The organism is Psychrobacter sp. KCTC 72983, from assembly GCF_014280455.1.
Taxonomy (GTDB): domain Bacteria; phylum Pseudomonadota; class Gammaproteobacteria; order Pseudomonadales; family Moraxellaceae; genus Psychrobacter; species Psychrobacter pacificensis.
In genome coordinates this window covers 1,264,063-1,281,801 of the sequence record NZ_CP060390.1, presented here as the reverse complement: position 1 = coordinate 1,281,801, position 17,739 = coordinate 1,264,063, and the positions used below count along the sequence as shown (strand labels likewise).

The window sequence follows — 17,739 nt, the reverse complement described above, 5'->3', positions numbered from 1 at the left end:
TGATTCAGGGTTCTTGAACTGATAATTTCTGTATATCTGCTGAGACGTTTGATATTAGCAAGGTACAAATCCAAATCGCTATAATATCTACTAAGTATTTGCTAAGTTAGCATTATTTTACCTAACCTACTTTCTTAAAACAGTCCTCTTATTATGAAAAAAATTACTCATGCTGTTATCCCTGTCGCAGGCTTTGGTACGCGTATGCTGCCATTGTCTAAATCTGTGCCAAAAGAATTGTTACCGCTTGGCAATCGCCCTGCCATTCATTATGTGGTCGAAGAGGCTATCGCTGCGGGTATCAAGCATATGGTCTTGGTCGGTCATGCACAAAAAAGCGCGATTGAAAACTACTTCGATATCAATGCTGAGCTAGATAATCAATTACGTCATAAAGGTAAAGATGAGGTGGCTGATAGTTTAAATTGGCTACCAGAGGATGTAACGGTATCAATAATACGTCAAGGTAAGGCCTTAGGTTTGGGGCATGCAGTACTAGCTGCGCGTCCTATCATTGGCGAACATGATTTTGCTGTATTGCTCCCTGATGTCGTTCTCGATCCGTTTACTACTGATATGGCTGCTGATAATTTGGCCTTTATGATTGATGCTTTTAGTCATGATGGCCATTCGCAAATATTGGTAAATGAAGTTGCTGACGAAGATGTGCACAAATACGGTATCGCCAAACTTATCGATACCAGTCATATAGATGAGATATCTGGCGGCGTTAATGCCAGCTTTGGCGTGGCAGGTTTTGTAGAAAAGCCAAGCTTAGCAGAAGCACCATCAAACCTAGCTGTCGTAGGGCGTTATGTTTTTAGCAATCATATTTTTGATTACCTCGCAAACACTAAAGCTTCAGTCGGTGGTGAGATTCAACTGACTGATGCTATCGATGCGCTTATTAACGAATATGGTGTGAATGTGACAACGATGCGCGGTGCCAGTTATGATGCCGGTGACATGCGCTCGTATATGCAAGCGTTTATCTATTTTGCCGAGCAGCAATTAGCAGATGAAAAATAGCGATGGATAAGATAAAGGACGATAAGAAGTATCATAGCGCTCGCCGTTCCAAATACTGGGAGCAGTTGCAAACGCTTGCGGCGCAGCCATGGTCGCTGGCAAGTTTATTTGCGCAAGATGACAGTCGTGCGACACGCTTTAGTGCGCAAGCTGGCGCGCTGTACATGGACTATAGCAAGCAGTGTATCGATGAGCGAGTTATGGATGCTTTATTGCGGCTAGCAGATAGCTGTGAGTTGTCCGCTCGAATTGATGCGTTGATGCAAGGGGCGATGGTCAACAATAGTGAAGAACGTGCGGCCCTACATACAGCACTACGTCTGCCTGAGAATGCAGAGCTACAAGTTGGTAAGCAAGATGTGGTTGCCGATGTACATCATAGTTTGGCGCAGGTAGCGAGATTATCCGAACGTGTCCGTAGTGGCACATGGCGAGGGTTCTCAGGTAAGGCCATCACTGATGTGGTTAATATTGGCGTTGGCGGCTCTGATCTTGGGCCTCTTATGGCGACCGCTGCGCTTGATGAATGGGCAGATACGGAAATCGGTGTACATTTCGTCTCTAATATGGACGGCACTCAGCTTGATAATTTGCTCAAACATTTAAACCCTGAAACCACTTTGTTTATTATATCCTCTAAATCCTTTGGCACAGTTGATACTTTATCTAATGCCAAAACCGCACTGTCTTGGTTACTTGCGACGGCGACGCTGCGCGCTGGTACTGAAGACAGTGTGTTGCGTCGGCACTTTATTGGAATATCAGCCAATAGTGAAAAGATGAGGGCTTGGGGGATACATCTTGAGCATCAATTAGAGCTTTGGGAGTGGGTTGGAGGCCGGTTTTCTTTGTGGTCAGCGATTGGGCTAGCCATTGCTATTCGTGTTGGTATGAATAGGTTTAGGGAGCTACTAAGTGGTGCTCACAGTATGGATGAGCATTTTGCACAGGCGCATTTTACAGATAACTTACCAGTATTGCTAGGGCTGCTAGCTGTATGGAACAGTACGTTTTTGAGGGTGAATGCCCATACCGTATTGCCTTATGATGGACGGTTGGGCTATCTGCCTAGCTACTTGACCCAGCTTGAAATGGAAAGTAATGGCAAGTCGGTCACTCAGCACGGCGACCATATTGATTATGATACTTGCCCAATTCTGTGGGGCGAGATTGGTTCAAACGCTCAGCATGCCTTTTATCAGCTACTGCATCAAGGCACGCAGCAAGTCTCCTGTGATTTTATCGCTTGTGTACGCCGTTATAGTGGCGAGGTGCAAAACGCCTCGTTGCAACAACAGCATGAGCTATCTTTAGCAAACTGCTTAGCGCAAAGTCGAGTCTTGGCATTTGGCAATGCTGCTGTCACAGAGGCATCGAATAGTGATGCAAAAACGGTATCCAGTGCAGATAAATACAAATATTACCGTGGTAATCAACCATCGACTACCTTGCTTATCGATGAGCTTACGCCTCATAGTTTGGGTGCGCTGGTTGCGCTCTACGAGCATAAAGTCTACGTGATGGCCAGTATTTGGGATATCAATCCGTTTGATCAATGGGGGGTTGAGATGGGCAAGCAAATGGCAGAGTCTGTGCATGACGCTATGCAGCAAGAGGCTCACAGCCAATTTGACACTTCTACCGACCAGTTATTACAGCATATCAAAAAACTGTCTTAGTAATACTGATCAATCAATAATGTAAAAAGGTACACTCATGGGGACTGCTACAAACGATCAATGTATGCCTTATAATGGATTTGCATCAAACCCATTGACCAGTTCCAATGTGTGTGTGCTGGTTGGCCATAGTATTGAAGCGATTACCAGTGCCGTGGTGCTGGCAAGTTTAGGTCAACGCGTTCATCTGTATGCAGATATAGATCTATTGGCTCAGCAGATACAGCAATATAGCTTTGAGCATCATCTGCAAGCGCTATGGCAAATGTATGTACAGCAGCGAGTTATTACAAGTCAAGCATTGCCAGATAGTGCAGAGACGTTAATACAATATTATGAAACGGCAAATCATGGTGACAGCCACGTCGTCAGTCAGAGCATTCATAGTGATGATCAAAATAAAGTGGCGCTTTACTGGTTGTTTTTAGACAGTATTAAGTCTGCGTGGACAGAAGATGGTTGGATTCGGGCTTTTAATCAAAGCCATCAGCAGGCATTACCTGTAATAATGAGCGGAATTAAGGAATTAGGCGCTGTATCAGCACTATCTGAGCGTCTACAGCGAGCGTGGGTCTATTATATACCGTTTGTTTTTTTGCAAGATGGTGATGCTTATAACTCCATGTTGAACCCTGCATTATGGTTGCTGGGTGAAAAAACAGCAGACAGCAACCAACATTTAGAGATGTTACAGCCGTTAATGCAGCATGCTCGCGCCGCTCATCATGCCGATATCGCAACGATAGAGTTTGCGCGTAGTAGTATCATGGCGATGCTCGCGACCCGGGTGAGCTTTATGAATGAGATGTCACGCTTGGCGGATAGCCAGCAGGTGGATATCAGTCAGGTGAGTCGTATTATGGGGTTGGATGAGCGCGTAGGCAGTAGCTATCTACAGGCAGGATGGGGGTTTGGCGGTAATACACTACCTACCGAGCTGGCTAAGTTACAGCAGTCGAGCAAAATGCATAGTTTAGACATGCCTCTTTTACAGTCTGTCGTGCATATTAATGAGGACCAAAAAGAGCTGATATTTCGCAAGTTTTGGCAGTATTTTGATGGTTTCATTGACAATAAAACCGTCATGATCTGGGGTGGCAGTTATAAAGCAGGCTCAGGCCGTACCGCAGGCTCAGCCATTCATCCATTGTTAGCATTACTGTGGTCTTATGGTATCCGTACACTGGTTTATAGTGATAAAGCACAGGGTGAGCTTGCTGCACTGTACGAACAACAACCATTGCTTGAATTGATTAGTAGTCCTTATCAGAGAATCAATGATGCTCAGGCCGTTTTTTTGATCAGCTGGTCGCCACGAGATCGATTGGATATTGATAAAATCAATCAGCAAGCCATGCCAGTATTTGATGCGCAAAATACATTTACTCGATCGCAAATTGAGCGCTTAGTAGGCGACTATGTGGGCATTGGTCGAGCTAAATAGTTTTATTTAACATTAGGGCGTGTTGAACATTCGACCATGGCACTGACAGCGACTATTTTTTAGGCGATTCGATGTTAAAAATAATAAGTTTAGTCATTCTAAGCGCTTATTTTTAACGATGAAGCGGCAAAAAAGAGTCCTGCCCCCTGCTTTTATCATTGGGGCTGATGCTAAAATTGCCCCATACTGCGTTACAAATCTCGCTAAGGCATCTGCATTATCGTCGCTTTGTGCCTTGTCTGGAACAATTTTAGCGATCAGCAGTGCCTATTTGCGAATGTTCAACACGCCCTATTCATTATCAAAAAAGCTCGCTAACCATGATTAGCGAGCTTTTTTTGTGACTTTACGCTGGTACTGCTCCTTGTACCGCTAGCCATTGTTGAATTTCTTGCGTTTTACTAGCCAATAACGAGTGATCGCCGCGACTTTCGATATTCAATCTGATAAGTGGTTCAGTATTTGAAGCACGCAAATTAAAGCGCCATTCGCCAAAATTTAGGCTTAAGCCATCAAGCAGAGATTTATTAGGGCTGTCGATACTAAATTTTTCTTCAATGGCACTGATGATGGTTGGGGCATCATGAGTCGTGAGGCGGAAGTTTAGTTCGCCTGAGCTGGGATAAGACTGAATATAGCCTGTGACCAATTCTGATAAGGTCTTACCTGTGATAGACAGCAGCTCAATGGTGAGTAACCAAGGAATCATACCGCTGTCACAATAGAAAAAGTCACGGAAGTAATGATGGGCCGACATCTCGCCACCATAGACCGCACCTGAGTCCCGCATGATTTGCTTGATAAAAGAATGTCCAGACTTACTGATGACGGCATTGCCATTATGCGCTTCGATAACCGCTTCAGTATTGTATACGACGCGCGGATCATACACGATTGATTCATTCGGGTATTTGTTCAAAAAGGCTTGAGCGAGCATACCGACGATGTAGCTACCATCAATAAATACACCGTTTTCATCAAATAAGAAACAGCGATCAAAGTCACCATCGAAGGCAATACCAAGATCCGCTTTGTTTTCCAAAACGGCCTGCTGGGTGGCCGTTCTATTGGTTTCAATCATTGGATTGGGGATGCCGTTAGGGAAGCTGCCATCTGGTGTATGATGCAATTTAACCACTTCAATCGGTGCATCTGCTTGTGATAGCTTATCAATTAACAAGTCCACGACTGGACCTGCGCTGCCATTGCCAGAGTTGATGACCAGTTTAAGCGGCTTTAATTTATCAACATCGATAAAAGTCATGACATGATCGATATAAGCACTTTTATCAGTCAATAATTGCAACTTTCCTGATTGATTGTCAGTGGTAAATTGTCCTGATTCTGCCAATGCTTGAATTTCTGCTAACCCATCATCCGCACTGATAGGTTTTGAGTGCTCTTTGACCAGTTTTAAACCATTGTAGTTGATAGGGTTGTGGCTCGCCGTGACCTCTATACCGCCCAGCGCCTGATAATAACTGGTAGCAAAGTACACCTCTTCCGTACCACTCATGCCCAAATCGATTACATCGACGCCTGCATCAACGATGCCTTTGATAGTGGCTTGTTTTAATTGCTCACTAGAGTGGCGAATATCGCTACCAATGACGATAGCTGGTTTTAGATCTGCCATATCATTGGTTCTATTTTCAATGGCTGCGTGATAGCGCTGATATAAAATCTGAGCAAAAGCCCGACCAATACGGTAGGCGATATCTTCATCGAGATTGACGCCAAGCTCACCGCGTATATCATAGGCTTTAAACGAGTTGATGGTGATAGGATTGAATTCCGTGGCTGGCTGATAGCTGGTGGTCGCAGAAGTCGACATAATGATAAAATTCCTTGCGCATGAGCAATGATAAAATAAGAAAGTAGATAGCATAATTATAAGCCAATCAGGGTTCAATGATACATTAACTACTCAATGAGTTAGATAAATGTCGATATGTATGACGCAGATTTATGCTGATCGATCACTAAGCCTCGTACTACACTGACATACGAGAATGATAAACTATACGCTATACCAAGCCAAAAAATGGCATGATAAATAAGATATAAGAGTATTTCCTATGAGTATTTTAGACAATAAAATTACCGTACCTAAGCCCGTGCAAGGAACGCCAGAAGCAAGCGGTGAGTTTGATGATCTGCTGGCTTTGATGGCTCGTCTACGAGCAGATTGTCCGTGGGATAGGAAACAGACCAACCATAGCCTGATTCCGTATGCCATTGAAGAAGCCTATGAGCTGGGCGAAGCAGTGCAAAGCGATGATGATGAAGATATAAAGGGTGAGCTGGGAGATGTCCTATTACAAGTCATCTTTCATTGTCAGATGTACGCTGAACAAGGGCGTTTTGATATGAGTGATGTCATTACGACCTTACAAGAAAAGCTGGTTCGCCGTCACCCTCATGTATTTGAAGCCGAAACGCTCAAGGACGATGCGGCAGTAAAAGTACGCTGGGATGAAATTAAATTGGAAGAGCAGCAGGCACGTGAAGCACGAGGTAAGTCAAAACGTCGCTTAGATAACGTGAAAGCCGGTAGTGCTCTCATGCAGGCACAAAATGTACAAAAACAAGCGTCAACGCTGGGTTTTGATTGGGACGGTGTTACTGGTGCCGTCGAAAAGCTAGACGAAGAGATTGCCGAGCTAAAGCATGAGCTAACAGATAAATCTATAGTCGAGATCAAAGCAAATATCAGAGAGGTAGAAAAGGAATTAGGCGATTGCATGTTTGCGCTCGTCAATGTCGCACGTAAACTAAACCTTGATGCAGAAGCCGCTACCTTAACCTGCGTACATAAATTTAAATCACGTTTTGGTTATATTGAGGAGCAATTAGCATTAAGTGGTAAGCGTTTGGAGGACAGCGACATCACCGAAATGGATGCATTGTGGGAAGCGGCAAAACAACATGAACGCTCATCATAAAATTTCGTCTCACAGTTATATTTCGCCCAGCAGCTACACAGCAATGTCTATTGTTAGTCTTTTATGCGCTCTGCTGATGCTTAATAATGCCCACGCTGCTCCCTGTTTTGACAACCCTCAGCGCGCTTACAATTATCTGTTGGCACAAGAAAATGCCAAAATACAGGCACGAGATGAAGCCACCGTAAATATCAATCGTGCCAGTGAAGGCGAGTTGGTATCGCTGAATGGTATTGGCAGCAGTAAAGCCCAGGCGATTATTTTATATCGTGAAATGTTTGGTGAATTCAAAACAGTAGATGAGTTGGCAAAGGTGAAAGGTATTGGTGCAAAAACGCTTGAGAAAAATCGAAGACGCTTAAGTGTGCAAGACTAATAGCAGTATTTTGCATTAATCAATCCCAATATTGACAAAATAGCATGTAAGTAAATGTCATAACACACCCAGCACGTGCAAAATTTGTTAAACTAGCGGGTACATCCGCCTGATAAACGCTGTGTTATTCAGGGGTGGTTAAAGAATACCGGCGAGGAGTAGATGCATGGCCGAGCGTGCCGCCAAGCAGTTAGAACTGAACAAATCTGAATTACCCAATTCCATTACTGAAGTGATTGCCACATTGACCCGAGCTGGGTTTGATGCGTATATTGTTGGTGGCGGTGTGCGCGACATCTTATTGGGTCTGCGCCCAAAAGACTTTGACGCCGTGACTGATGCCAAGCCGCACGAGATTAAAGACGTCTTTGGCAAGCGTTGCCGTATCATTGGTCGCCGCTTTCAGTTGGCGCATGTATATTCAGGTCGCGAGTTAATCGAAGTGGCGACGTTTCGTGGTCCACCAACGAGCAATGCCAATACCAATCAGGACGGTATGATCCTGCGCGACAATGTGTGGGGCGATATCAAACAAGACTTTGCTCGTCGTGATTTTTCTATCAACGCGCTTTATTATCAACCGCTCAAAGGCGTGGTGCATGATTTCTGCGGTGCGCTTGATGATATTGATAACAGAATCATTCGTCTACTGGGTCATGCGCCAGTGCGTATCGAAGAAGATCCAGTAAGACTATTACGTGCGCTGCGATTTAAAGCCAAATTGGGCTTTGAGTTTGATGATGCGTTATCCGATCAGTTTCATGATGGTAATTGGGCGCTGCTTGAGCAGATATCGCCACATCGTCTCTACGATGAAACACAGAAGATGTTTACCGGTGGCTATCTAGTGCCACTGTTGCCACTATTGTTTGAGTCTGGCGCGATCGATAGCCTTATCATTTATCCACCAGCCGAGCCAAGCGCCTTAGTCAATCAAGTGGCCATCAATACCGACAAGCGTATTGCGGCAGGCAAAAGCATCAATCCAGCGTTCTTTTATGCGGCGCTATTGTGGGAAAACTATTTGCATCAATTGGCAAAAGCTAAAAAGCGCAATATGCCGTTTGCTGAAGCACAAATGCATGCCGCTGGTAAAGTCATTGACCGTCAACGCATCAAAACCGCTATTCCAAAATTTGCTGAGCAGTTTATCCGTGATATCTGGATATTGCAGCCAAAACTTGCGGCTCCGCGTAGCAAGCAAATCGTTCAGCTCTCTGAGCATCCGCGCTTTCGTGCAGGTTTTGACTTTTTATTATTGCGTGAGCAATGCGGTGATGCTGAGCACCCATTGTCAGAGTCGACGAATGGCATGGGCGAGTGGTGGCAGACGTATCAGACATTGTCTGAACGAGAGCAACAGCAAGCGATTGAAGCGTTCGACGAAAATATTCGCCGCGGTGCCTATAAAAAAGGGCAACGTAGTCGCGGGCGCAATCGTCAAAAACCAGAAGCAAATATCACTGATCACTCACCATCTAATCAGAACAGTGCAAAACAAAGTAAAGCCAATACTAGTACTGATAAAGGTAGGAATGATCAGACAATGGTAAATGACCCATCAAATATCCCAGCACGCCGTCGTCGCGCTGTCAGTCAGTCTAAAAATGACAGCAGTAACAACACAGCATACAACACGCAGCAGGTAAAGCAAGACAGTAATGAGCTTGCGCAGCTACAGCAGCTATCGCTTGCCAGTAATAACCAGGCGACAAACAAACGCCATCACTCTAAACCTGCCCCACTGTTTGTGATAGAACACGAAAAAGTTGTGCCACCGCTACAAAAGCAGCTGCCAGCAGAGAGTGCATCGCAGCCGAAGCGCAAGAATACACCTGTGCAAACGGATAAAGCTGATCGTTCAGATAGTACTCAGTTGTCTAAAGCTAATTCGTCAGAGGTTAAGGCATCATCTGATCAGGTAAAACCAACTCGCACAATCGCCAGATCGCCTGCGCTTGTCAGTATGAATAACGAGCCGATTCCGCACAAGCGTCGCCGTCGTCAGCCTACTGTTGATAGTACAAATAGTGTCGAGTTGCAAAGTAAGAATGATAAAGAACAATCAACAGCGAAGTATGCGAGAAAAGCACCTAAGTCAGTAGCGACATCAGCTAGTCCAGCTGATACTACAGAAGCAAAAACTGTAGCGCGTGAAGGGACAAAGAAAGCGGCTACACCAACAAAGGCCAAGAAACCAGTCAAAGCAAAGACTGAGCAAGTTGATAGTAATCAAGCGCCTGCTGTTAAAGTGACCGACGATAAAGGCCCTGTGCCATCAAAACGCCGTCGCCGTCAGCCTAGTACTGAAAGTGCCTGATATGAATAACAGTATGAATGATAGTCACTGGGTTACCTGTTATGTGGGCCTAGGTAGCAATCTATCTAATGAGTTGGGCTCGCCTATAGACCATTTGCAGCAAGCGCTTGAAAGCATGAAAAAGAGTGAGAAAATACGCGAAATTAGCGTGTCTTCTTTTTATGCGTCAGCGCCAATGGGTCCACAAGACCAGCCAGACTTTATCAATGCGGTTGCTGGGTTTGAAACGGTAATGACGCCTTTTGAGCTGCTTAGTTTTTGTCAGCAGTTAGAGAGCATGGCCAAGCGGGCACGTTTGCGCCGCTGGGGTGAGCGTAGTCTAGATGTCGATATTTTACTATATGGTGATATGCAGATTGCCGAACCACAGCTAACGGTTCCGCACGTTGGACTATGCGAGCGTAATTTTGTATTAATACCACTGCGAGAGTTAGCGCCACATTTGACTATCGTAGAAACACCAATAGCTGATTACCCACAAAGTCATGATTGGACAGGCTTAAAATTATTATCAAACGACTGATCTGCAGTAGCTTATCATAACTGATTAAGTATTAGATACTTTTTATGATAGCTCACTAACGCTAGCTAAAATGATAGACATTGATAATTAAAGGCATTGCAAGTTAATTGAGGGTCATATGACAACATTATCTACGTTGAATAAATTTAAAAAAGAGGGTACTAAGTTTACTTGCTTGACGTGCTATGACTCAATGTTTGCACGGATGATGGATAAGGCACAGATCGATACGATTTTGATTGGTGATAGTCTAGGTATGGTCGTGCAAGGTCATGACTCAACACTACCTGTAACCGTCAATGATATGGCATATCACACAGCCAATATCGCCCGTAGTAATCAGCATGCGTTGATCTTAGCGGACTTGCCGTTCATGAGTTATGTGACGTTGCCAGAAGCCATTGCCAATAGCCGCCAATTGATGCAAGCAGGGGCGCATGTGATTAAGGTCGAAGGCGGTAGTGAGCTCTGTGAATTGGTGACGACTTTAGCGCAAGCAGGAACGCCTACTTGTGTACATCTTGGTTTGACTCCGCAATCGGTCAATGTCTTTGGCGGCTATAAGATTCAAGGCCGCGGTGACGAAGCGGCTGACAAATTGCTCGCTGATGCTAAGGCAGTGGTTGATGCTGGTGCAGCGCTGTTGGTGCTAGAGTGTGTGCCGGCAGCACTTGCCAAAACAGTGACAGATGCTGTTGCTGTACCAGTCATTGGCATCGGTGCAGGCGCAGATACTGATGGTCAGGTACTGGTGATGCATGACATGTTGGGCATGGTACACGGTCGTGTGCCACGTTTTGTACATGACTTTTTGACCGATGAGCGCAATCATGCACGCAGTATTGAAGGGGCTTTTGCGTTATATCAGCAATCAGTACGTGACCGCAGTTTTCCAACTGAACAGCATCAATTTAGCTAATCTATTTGAGCTTTCAAATATCAGAATGTTGAAATATAAGAAAAACTACCATGTCTCCAATTATTTATCATGATATCCCATCACTACGTGCAGCGCTTCAGCCTTATCGTGGTCACGAAATTGACAAACAAGACCGTCAGCAGCGTATTGCGTTAGTGCCAACGATGGGCAATCTGCACGAGGGCCATCTTGAGCTGGTAAATATCGCAAAGCAACACGCTGATGTGGTGGTCGTCAGTGTTTTTGTCAATCCTACTCAGTTCGGTGTGGGTGAGGATTTTGATAGCTATCCGCGTACACTAGACGAAGATGTGGCTAAGCTTGCCACTGTTGGTGCAGATTATGTGTTTGCGCCAAGCGTTGATGCGATGTACCCAGTATTACCACCACCGACTACTGTATTAGCTGGCGCTATTAGTAGCCAACTATGTGGTCAATCACGTCCTGGTCATTTTGATGGCGTTGGTATCGTTGTCTCTAAGCTTTTCAACATTGTGCAACCAGATGTGGCGATATTTGGCCAAAAAGACTATCAGCAGCTAGCTATTATTAAGCAGTTGGTGCGTGATTTGAGTTACCCAATTGAGATTATTGGTGCGCCTATTATTCGCGCTGATGATGGGCTAGCGCTCTCCTCACGTAATCAATACTTAACCGAATCTGAGCGACAAGTTGCGCCTATACTGCATCGAGAGCTACAAGATTTGGCAGAGCAGTTGAAAGGTGGTGGTATTAGTCAGCAAGCGTTTGAATCACTACTAAAAGACAAGCGTACACGCATTACTGATGCAGGTTTCACGATCGATTATCTAGAAGTAAAAACTGAAGCGCTGGGTTCTGTCGTAAGTGACTCTACAACTTTCAATATAGAAAATAAAAACATTGTTATTTTGGTTGCAGCATGGCTGGGACGCGCACGTTTATTGGATAATCAGTTAGTAGTGGTGGGGTAAACCCTTCGGTACATAATGTATCGGATGCAATGAACTAGAATGGGTAGACCATGGATATAAGTCAGGATCAAAGCGATAATCAAGCCGCATCGACAACGCCAAAAATATCAGCGCCAAAAATATCAACGGATAAACTCAGTATCTTAGTGGTATCAGGACGTTCAGGCTCAGGAAAAACCTCAGTACTGAATATCTTAGAGGATTTAGGTTACTACTCTATTGATAATTTACCGCTGTCTTTATTGCCTAGCGCCGCTCACAAACTGGTAAAAGAGAGCGGTATCAATCGCATTGCCCTTGGCGTTGATATTCGAACGCCGCGCGCGGATCTGTCCAATTTTGCAGCAACCTATGCAGCATTAAAAGACACTTACGGCAATCAAGCTGTTCAAGTGTTATATGTGACCGCGCAGGAGAGCACCCTGATAGCGCGTTTCAATGCGACGCGCCGTGTACATCCACTCATGTCTCAGGATGTCGATAGTGACAATGCAAACCATGTCGTATTCAATCTACCTGCCGCGATCAAAAAAGAAGTTGAGCTGTTAAAGCCCATCTCCAGTCAAGCAGATATCAAGATCGATACAACGACTTTAAATATTCATCAGTTAAAAGACAGGTTACGCGAACACATTGGCATGGACAATCAAATTGTCATTAACCTGCTGTCATTTGGTTTTAAGCACGGTAGTCCTATTGATGCTGACTTTGTATTTGATGTTAGGATTTTACCCAATCCACATTGGAATCCTGAGCTGCGTGCCTCGACAGGGCTCGATGCTGAAGTCAGCACGTTTTTTGCAGAGTATCCTGAAGTGGCTGAAATGCTAGATGATATCGATAAGTTTTTGACACGTTGGCTACCAGAGTTTTTGCATAATAATCGCCATACGGTGACCGTTGCGATTGGCTGTACGGGCGGTAAGCATCGTTCAGTATTTATCACCGATCATTTGCAGCGTCGCCTCGCTGATACGATGCCAGAAGGTGTAAAGGTACTAGCAAAACATCGCGAAAAAAGTCGTTGGTAGTTGTATTCAGCACTATTAATTTATTACTTATTATTTTGGAAAGCTTTTATGATTGACTGGTCAGAACAAGATATGCGCGTTTCGCGCACAGAGCTCAAAAAATCTCATGAGCGCTTGCAGCAACTGTCTATACCGCTCGCTGGCCTATCAAAAAAACAGCTAAAAACTTTGCCAGCCAGTGATTATTTTATGGCGGAGCTCATGGCATTGGCCGATATTACCAGCGCCAATGCTCGTAACCGTCAGACCAAACGCGTCGGTAAGCTCATCAGCGAAGAAAATCGCCACGAGTTGGTCAAGGCATTGTTTGATGCATTTTTTCCTAAAGAGCAAGTGTCTAAAATTGAAAGTTGGTACGATCGCCTAAATATCAATGATGAGGGAACGCTCAAGCAATTTGTCAAACAATACAAAGCCTCTGAACATAATAGTATGTATCAGTTACTATTGTGGATTGAATACGCCAAGCATATGCAAGATGATGAGTTGATGGCGGAATCAAAAGAAGACTTGGCAACTTATATTCGCGAAGTGGCGATCTTGTCGCAATTGAAAAAATAGATATACGATAGTAATATCGATTAGATTTTAGAACGCAAAAAAGCCAATCAATGAATGATTGGCTTTTTAGTGTGTCATATAGATATTATCGCACGTAAATGATGTTATTCAAGCTAACGTGATTTAAGTTATTTCTTTTCAGCGCGGGCTTTATCGACTAGATATTCAACCACTTTAGGCACTTTAGCATCTTCACCTGTGACCACATATTTGCCTTGTACGACTACAGCAGGTACGCCAGTAAGCTGATAGCGCTTAGCGCCTTCTTGTGAGCGACCAATTTTAGTACCGACAGCAAATGAGTTGTAAAGGCTGTTGAATTTCTTCTCATTCACGCCTTTTGATGCATACCATTTGCTCAATGATGATTGATCAAACAGTTTTTTGCCATCTTTATGAATCGCATCAAACAAGGCAGAATGGGTTTTGTCTTCAAACCCTAAAAGCTGAGCGGCATAAAAACCACGAGCATTGGCTTCCCAAACAGGGTTTAGTGCTGCTGGTGTTTTAAAGAATACGACATCTTTGTCTTTGGTTTTTGCCCATTTTTCCATGTGTGGATCGAGAATATTACAATGCGGGCAACCGTACCAGAAAAACTCACGAACAATAATGGCATCACCGCTGATGGTCTCTGGATTGTCTAGCACACGGTAATCTTTTCCAGCGACATAGTCTGCAGCTTGTGCGCCCATAGAAGCAAGTCCAATGGCCATTGCCAGACCAGTCAATGTAATGACACGTTTCATACTTTATCCTTAAGATGTAGGAATTTAGAGTTTGTTAAAGGGTTTGTGTATCTATGGCGCTTATAATACATGATATCTGAGCGAGAAGAATTTCAATATACTTAAGTGACATAATATTGAGGTATCGACTATGATAACGTAAAACGTGGGCGCTTGTGAATCGGATTCTTAACCGACAGTTGTAAAGCTGTTAGCTATTATTTAAGGTATCTTACTTACGCTGCTTTGTATTTTTATCAATATTATCCGCTCATTTATATTTTTAGATCAGATCTCTCTATACTAGGAGTAATTGTCGATAATATGAATGAATATTTTTATAATAGGCCGTATAACGGCGCTATTACAAAGCAGCTGGCACACAAACTTAGGTGTTTGCCCAGTCTATTCACAATCAGTGACGATGTACTTACGACAAAGAAGCTGCGCTCATGATAATATTGAACACATAATCGTGCACTTTCTACGATAATAATGATAACGACAACAAAGGAAATACTATGAGCTCAGCCTTATCTTCTTCGCCAACATCGAGCGATACAACCAAAAACCGCTTCGATGATACAGTAACAAATACGATAAACGTCGATCCCAGCGAAGTCGAAAAATTTAACAACTTGGCGAGTGAATGGTGGAGCAATACAGGTGCATTTGCAACCTTACATGAAATCAATCCATTACGCTTAAATTGGATAGAAGAAAACGTCAAACGGGGTTATCAAAACGACGCTAACAATGGCAACAACACTGGCGCGATCAAAACAGCAGAGCAAGGGCTCTCTGGTAAAAAGGTACTGGACGTAGGATGCGGCGGTGGCATATTGTCGGAATCTATGGCGCGCCGCGGTGCGGATGTGACAGGGATTGATTTGGGCACTGAAAACCTCAAGGCCGCAACCGTACATGCCTCACAGGGCGGGTTAGAGAACACATTGCGCTATCAGCATATTTCAGTTGAAGAGCTAGCAAAAACGCATGCAGGTCAATTCGATGTAGTGACCTGTATGGAGATGCTGGAGCATGTGCCTGATCCTAGCTCAATTGTACAAGCGTGTTATGAGCTACTAGCCCCTGGCGGCGTCTGCGTGCTCTCAACCATCAATCGCAACCCAAAATCGTATTTGTTTGCCATCGTTGGGGCAGAGTATGTATTGCGATTGCTTGATCGCGGTACGCATGATTATGCCAAATTTATCACGCCAGCTGAGCTAGACAAAATGGCCATCAATACAGGATTTGCACGCCAAGATATCATCGGTTTGCATTACAATCCGCTTACTAAGCGCTATTGGCTCGCCCAAAATGTCGATGTCAATTATATGATCGCCGTTCAAAAGCCACTGGGTTAACATTATCAGTGACCAGCGATATCCATTGTATTTTTATTAAACACGTTATCAATCTCAAGAGCATTCACTATGAGCCAATTTGTAAAAGCTGTTTTATTTGACCTTGATGGCACGTTAATCGATACTGCTGCAGATTTTGTGCGTATCATTGGTAAAATGAGCCTTGAAAATAATTGGCAAGCGCCGCTTGAGACAGATATTCGTGAGCAAGTCTCTGCGGGTGCATCCGCTATGGTGCAATTAATGCTCAGACATAACGATCAGCTAGAGGTTGGCGAGGACGAGTTACTTAATTTTCGTCAACAGTTCCTAGATGACTATGAAGCCGACATCTGTGTCGATAGCTGCTTGTTTGATAGCCTTGACGCGGTGCTGGCAGATCTAGAGAGCAAAGGCGTACCGTGGGGTATTGTCACCAACAAGCCCCGCTATCTGGCAGAAAAACTGCTCAATAAAATGCAACTTGATGAGCGCTGTGCCGCTTTGGTCTGTCCAGACGATGTATCACGCTCAAAACCGGATCCTGAGCCGATGTATATGGCCCTAGAGAAACTGGGCATCCCTCGCGGTGCTGCTGGCTCTGTGCTCTATGTGGGCGATCATATCCGTGATATTGAAGCGGGCAACGCCGCTGGCATGCCAACCATTTTGGCCGCTTATGGTTATATTCCGCCTGAAGATCAAAAAACGCTAAAAAAGTGGGGAGCTGACTATATTGTTGAGACCCCTGAGCAGTTGAAAAAATTGCTGCTTTCTTCTGGCAAATTTGAGTATTTATAGACTGGTTTTTGGGTAGTAAATGGTCAGTATGAGTCATCTTGAGTTCATACTGATAAGCATATATTTTAATGATTCAACGATAAGTAGTGAGTAATACCATGAGTGACAATATCAATCAGCCAGCTAATCAGACAAACAACCAAAAAAACGTTCAAAGTCTTACTCAACCTTTGACTCATGACGATATTCGCAATTTTGTGCCACCTACTCATTGTCTAGATGGAAAAACTATCTTAGTGACAGGTGCAGGGGATGGCATTGGCCGTGTTGCAGCATTAACCTATGCTCGCTATGGCGCTACAGTATTACTACTAGGTCGTACCAGCAGCAAGCTCGAGTATGTCTATGACGAGATTGAGAGCCTTGGCGGTAAACAGCCTGCTATGTTGCCGATGAATCTAGAAGGGGCGACCTATGCTGAAATGCAGCAGCTAGAAGGATTGATTGATAAAGAAGTTGGTCAGCTGGATGGTATTTTGCATAATGCGGGTGTGCTTGGGCAATTGACGCCACTTGAGATGTATGACGTTGATACATTCGCTCAAGTCATGAAGGTTAACTTTACAGCGACCTTTATGCTCACCCAAGCATTGCTACCACTGCTAAAAGATGCCGATCATGGCTCTATCGTCTTTACGTCTAGCACTGTAGGTACGCATCCTCGTGCGTTTTGGGGCGCTTATGCGCTCTCTAAGCAAGCGGTTGAAGGTATGAGTGATATCTTCACGCAAGAAACTCAAAACACCACCAACCTGCGCTTTAACTGTATCAATCCGGGTGCTACTCGCACCAATATGCGCGCTCATGCTTATCCAGGGGAGAACCCTATGAGCTTAAAAACACCTGAAGATATTATGGCAGGCTACGTCTGTTTGATGAGTGATGCCAGTATTGGGGTGCGCGGGCAAGTTGTTGAGTTGCAGCCAAAAGATTAACAGTGATATTTTTGCTTTATGTGGTCATGTTCTATTTATGATATTGCGACGATTATTAGGTTGTAATCAGTCGTATCTAGCCCCATATATTTGTTATTAAAGAAGTTATATATAAAATAATGACTAATAAAAAACAAATAGGATAA

Annotated in this window: 16 protein-coding genes; 14 read left to right on the top strand and 2 right to left on the bottom strand. The window is 44.2% G+C overall.

The window, feature by feature from the left end:
• Positions 1-153 precede the first annotated feature (153 nt).
• From PSBA01_RS05475 to PSBA01_RS05465, 3 genes are read left to right on the top strand one after another with little or no spacing between them, the layout of a single operon-like run.
• Complete coding sequence (locus PSBA01_RS05475; protein ID WP_093069789.1) at positions 154-1,029, top strand: UTP--glucose-1-phosphate uridylyltransferase; 876 nt, start codon at positions 154-156, stop codon at positions 1,027-1,029.
• Between the two features lie 2 nt (positions 1,030-1,031).
• Positions 1,032-2,708, top strand: coding sequence for a glucose-6-phosphate isomerase (gene pgi / locus PSBA01_RS05470; RefSeq protein ID WP_093069791.1), 1,677 nt, complete (start codon positions 1,032-1,034; stop codon positions 2,706-2,708).
• A 37-nt stretch (positions 2,709-2,745) separates the two neighbouring features.
• A complete protein-coding gene (locus tag PSBA01_RS05465) occupies positions 2,746-4,152 on the top strand; it encodes a UDP-glucose/GDP-mannose dehydrogenase family protein (protein WP_186475282.1) in 1,407 nt (468 codons plus the stop codon).
• Positions 4,153-4,498: 346 nt separating this feature from the next.
• On the opposite strand, the gene PSBA01_RS05460 is transcribed toward PSBA01_RS05465, so the two are convergent.
• Complete coding sequence (locus PSBA01_RS05460) at positions 4,499-5,986, bottom strand: phosphomannomutase CpsG (protein WP_186475281.1); 1,488 nt, start codon at positions 5,984-5,986, stop codon at positions 4,499-4,501.
• 244 nt (positions 5,987-6,230) lie between these two features.
• Between PSBA01_RS05460 and mazG the strand changes: the two genes are divergently transcribed.
• The 8 genes from mazG to yjgA all read left to right on the top strand — a co-directional run bounded on the left by mazG (position 6,231) and on the right by yjgA (position 13,780).
• Entirely contained in the window at positions 6,231-7,097 is an 867-nt protein-coding gene (gene mazG / locus PSBA01_RS05455) for a nucleoside triphosphate pyrophosphohydrolase (RefSeq protein WP_186475280.1), read from the top strand.
• Positions 7,081-7,473 (top strand): ComEA family DNA-binding protein, encoded by a 393-nt coding sequence (locus PSBA01_RS05450; protein ID WP_186475279.1) that lies wholly within the window; start codon positions 7,081-7,083, stop codon positions 7,471-7,473. Before mazG ends, PSBA01_RS05450 begins: the two co-directional genes overlap by 17 nt.
• Before the next feature lie 166 nt (positions 7,474-7,639).
• Positions 7,640-9,793, top strand: a complete 2,154-nt coding sequence (pcnB, locus tag PSBA01_RS05445; protein ID WP_186475278.1) for a polynucleotide adenylyltransferase PcnB — start codon at positions 7,640-7,642, stop codon at positions 9,791-9,793.
• Position 9,794: 1 nt separating this feature from the next.
• Positions 9,795-10,316 (top strand): 2-amino-4-hydroxy-6-hydroxymethyldihydropteridine diphosphokinase, encoded by a 522-nt coding sequence (gene folK / locus PSBA01_RS05440; protein WP_223334360.1) that lies wholly within the window; start codon positions 9,795-9,797, stop codon positions 10,314-10,316.
• 118 nt (positions 10,317-10,434) lie between these two features.
• Complete coding sequence (gene panB, locus PSBA01_RS05435) at positions 10,435-11,235, top strand: 3-methyl-2-oxobutanoate hydroxymethyltransferase (RefSeq protein WP_186475277.1); 801 nt, start codon at positions 10,435-10,437, stop codon at positions 11,233-11,235.
• Positions 11,236-11,285: 50 nt separating this feature from the next.
• Positions 11,286-12,188 (top strand): pantoate--beta-alanine ligase, encoded by a 903-nt coding sequence (gene panC, locus PSBA01_RS05430; protein ID WP_186475276.1) that lies wholly within the window; start codon positions 11,286-11,288, stop codon positions 12,186-12,188.
• 50 nt (positions 12,189-12,238) lie between these two features.
• On the top strand, positions 12,239-13,219 hold the full coding sequence (gene rapZ / locus PSBA01_RS05425; protein ID WP_186475275.1) for an RNase adapter RapZ: 981 nt from the start codon (positions 12,239-12,241) through the stop codon (positions 13,217-13,219).
• A 48-nt stretch (positions 13,220-13,267) separates the two neighbouring features.
• On the top strand, positions 13,268-13,780 hold the full coding sequence (gene yjgA / locus PSBA01_RS05420; RefSeq protein WP_075105814.1) for a ribosome biogenesis factor YjgA: 513 nt from the start codon (positions 13,268-13,270) through the stop codon (positions 13,778-13,780).
• 128 nt (positions 13,781-13,908) lie between these two features.
• Here the strand turns inward: yjgA and PSBA01_RS05415 are convergent, their stop codons facing one another.
• The gene (locus tag PSBA01_RS05415) at positions 13,909-14,529 is read right to left on the bottom strand and encodes a thiol:disulfide interchange protein DsbA/DsbL (protein ID WP_058023985.1); all 621 of its coding nucleotides are present in this window, start codon (positions 14,527-14,529) and stop codon (positions 13,909-13,911) included.
• A 500-nt stretch (positions 14,530-15,029) separates the two neighbouring features.
• On the opposite strand from PSBA01_RS05415, the gene ubiG reads away from it, so the two are divergent.
• From ubiG to PSBA01_RS05400, 3 genes are all read left to right on the top strand, one after another.
• Complete coding sequence (gene ubiG / locus PSBA01_RS05410) at positions 15,030-15,878, top strand: bifunctional 2-polyprenyl-6-hydroxyphenol methylase/3-demethylubiquinol 3-O-methyltransferase UbiG (protein ID WP_186475274.1); 849 nt, start codon at positions 15,030-15,032, stop codon at positions 15,876-15,878.
• 69 nt (positions 15,879-15,947) lie between these two features.
• Positions 15,948-16,658, top strand: a complete 711-nt coding sequence (locus PSBA01_RS05405; RefSeq protein ID WP_186475273.1) for an HAD family hydrolase — start codon at positions 15,948-15,950, stop codon at positions 16,656-16,658.
• A 98-nt stretch (positions 16,659-16,756) separates the two neighbouring features.
• Complete coding sequence (locus PSBA01_RS05400) at positions 16,757-17,593, top strand: YciK family oxidoreductase (RefSeq protein WP_186475272.1); 837 nt, start codon at positions 16,757-16,759, stop codon at positions 17,591-17,593.
• Positions 17,594-17,739 lie beyond the last annotated feature (146 nt).

Bases quoted from the DNA above. Each gene is read 5' to 3' on its own strand.
- PSBA01_RS05465 (WP_186475282.1), top strand. From the start codon at position 2,746: ATGGGGACTGCTACAAACGATCAATGTATGCCTTATAATGGATTTGCA.
- mazG (WP_186475280.1), top strand. From the start codon at position 6,231: ATGAGTATTTTAGACAATAAAATTACCGTACCTAAGCCCGTGCAAGGA.
- yjgA (WP_075105814.1), top strand. From the start codon at position 13,268: ATGATTGACTGGTCAGAACAAGATATGCGCGTTTCGCGCACAGAGCTC.
- rapZ (WP_186475275.1), top strand. From the start codon at position 12,239: ATGGATATAAGTCAGGATCAAAGCGATAATCAAGCCGCATCGACAACG.
- PSBA01_RS05460 (WP_186475281.1), bottom strand. From the start codon at position 5,986: ATGTCGACTTCTGCGACCACCAGCTATCAGCCAGCCACGGAATTCAAT.
- pgi (WP_093069791.1), top strand. From the start codon at position 1,032: ATGGATAAGATAAAGGACGATAAGAAGTATCATAGCGCTCGCCGTTCC.
- PSBA01_RS05450 (WP_186475279.1), top strand. From the start codon at position 7,081: ATGAACGCTCATCATAAAATTTCGTCTCACAGTTATATTTCGCCCAGC.
- PSBA01_RS05415 (WP_058023985.1), bottom strand. From the start codon at position 14,529: ATGAAACGTGTCATTACATTGACTGGTCTGGCAATGGCCATTGGACTT.
- folK (WP_223334360.1), top strand. From the start codon at position 9,795: ATGAATAACAGTATGAATGATAGTCACTGGGTTACCTGTTATGTGGGC.
- PSBA01_RS05405 (WP_186475273.1), top strand. From the start codon at position 15,948: ATGAGCCAATTTGTAAAAGCTGTTTTATTTGACCTTGATGGCACGTTA.
- ubiG (WP_186475274.1), top strand. From the start codon at position 15,030: ATGAGCTCAGCCTTATCTTCTTCGCCAACATCGAGCGATACAACCAAA.
- PSBA01_RS05475 (WP_093069789.1), top strand. From the start codon at position 154: ATGAAAAAAATTACTCATGCTGTTATCCCTGTCGCAGGCTTTGGTACG.
- panB (WP_186475277.1), top strand. From the start codon at position 10,435: ATGACAACATTATCTACGTTGAATAAATTTAAAAAAGAGGGTACTAAG.
- panC (WP_186475276.1), top strand. From the start codon at position 11,286: ATGTCTCCAATTATTTATCATGATATCCCATCACTACGTGCAGCGCTT.
- pcnB (WP_186475278.1), top strand. From the start codon at position 7,640: ATGGCCGAGCGTGCCGCCAAGCAGTTAGAACTGAACAAATCTGAATTA.
- PSBA01_RS05400 (WP_186475272.1), top strand. From the start codon at position 16,757: ATGAGTGACAATATCAATCAGCCAGCTAATCAGACAAACAACCAAAAA.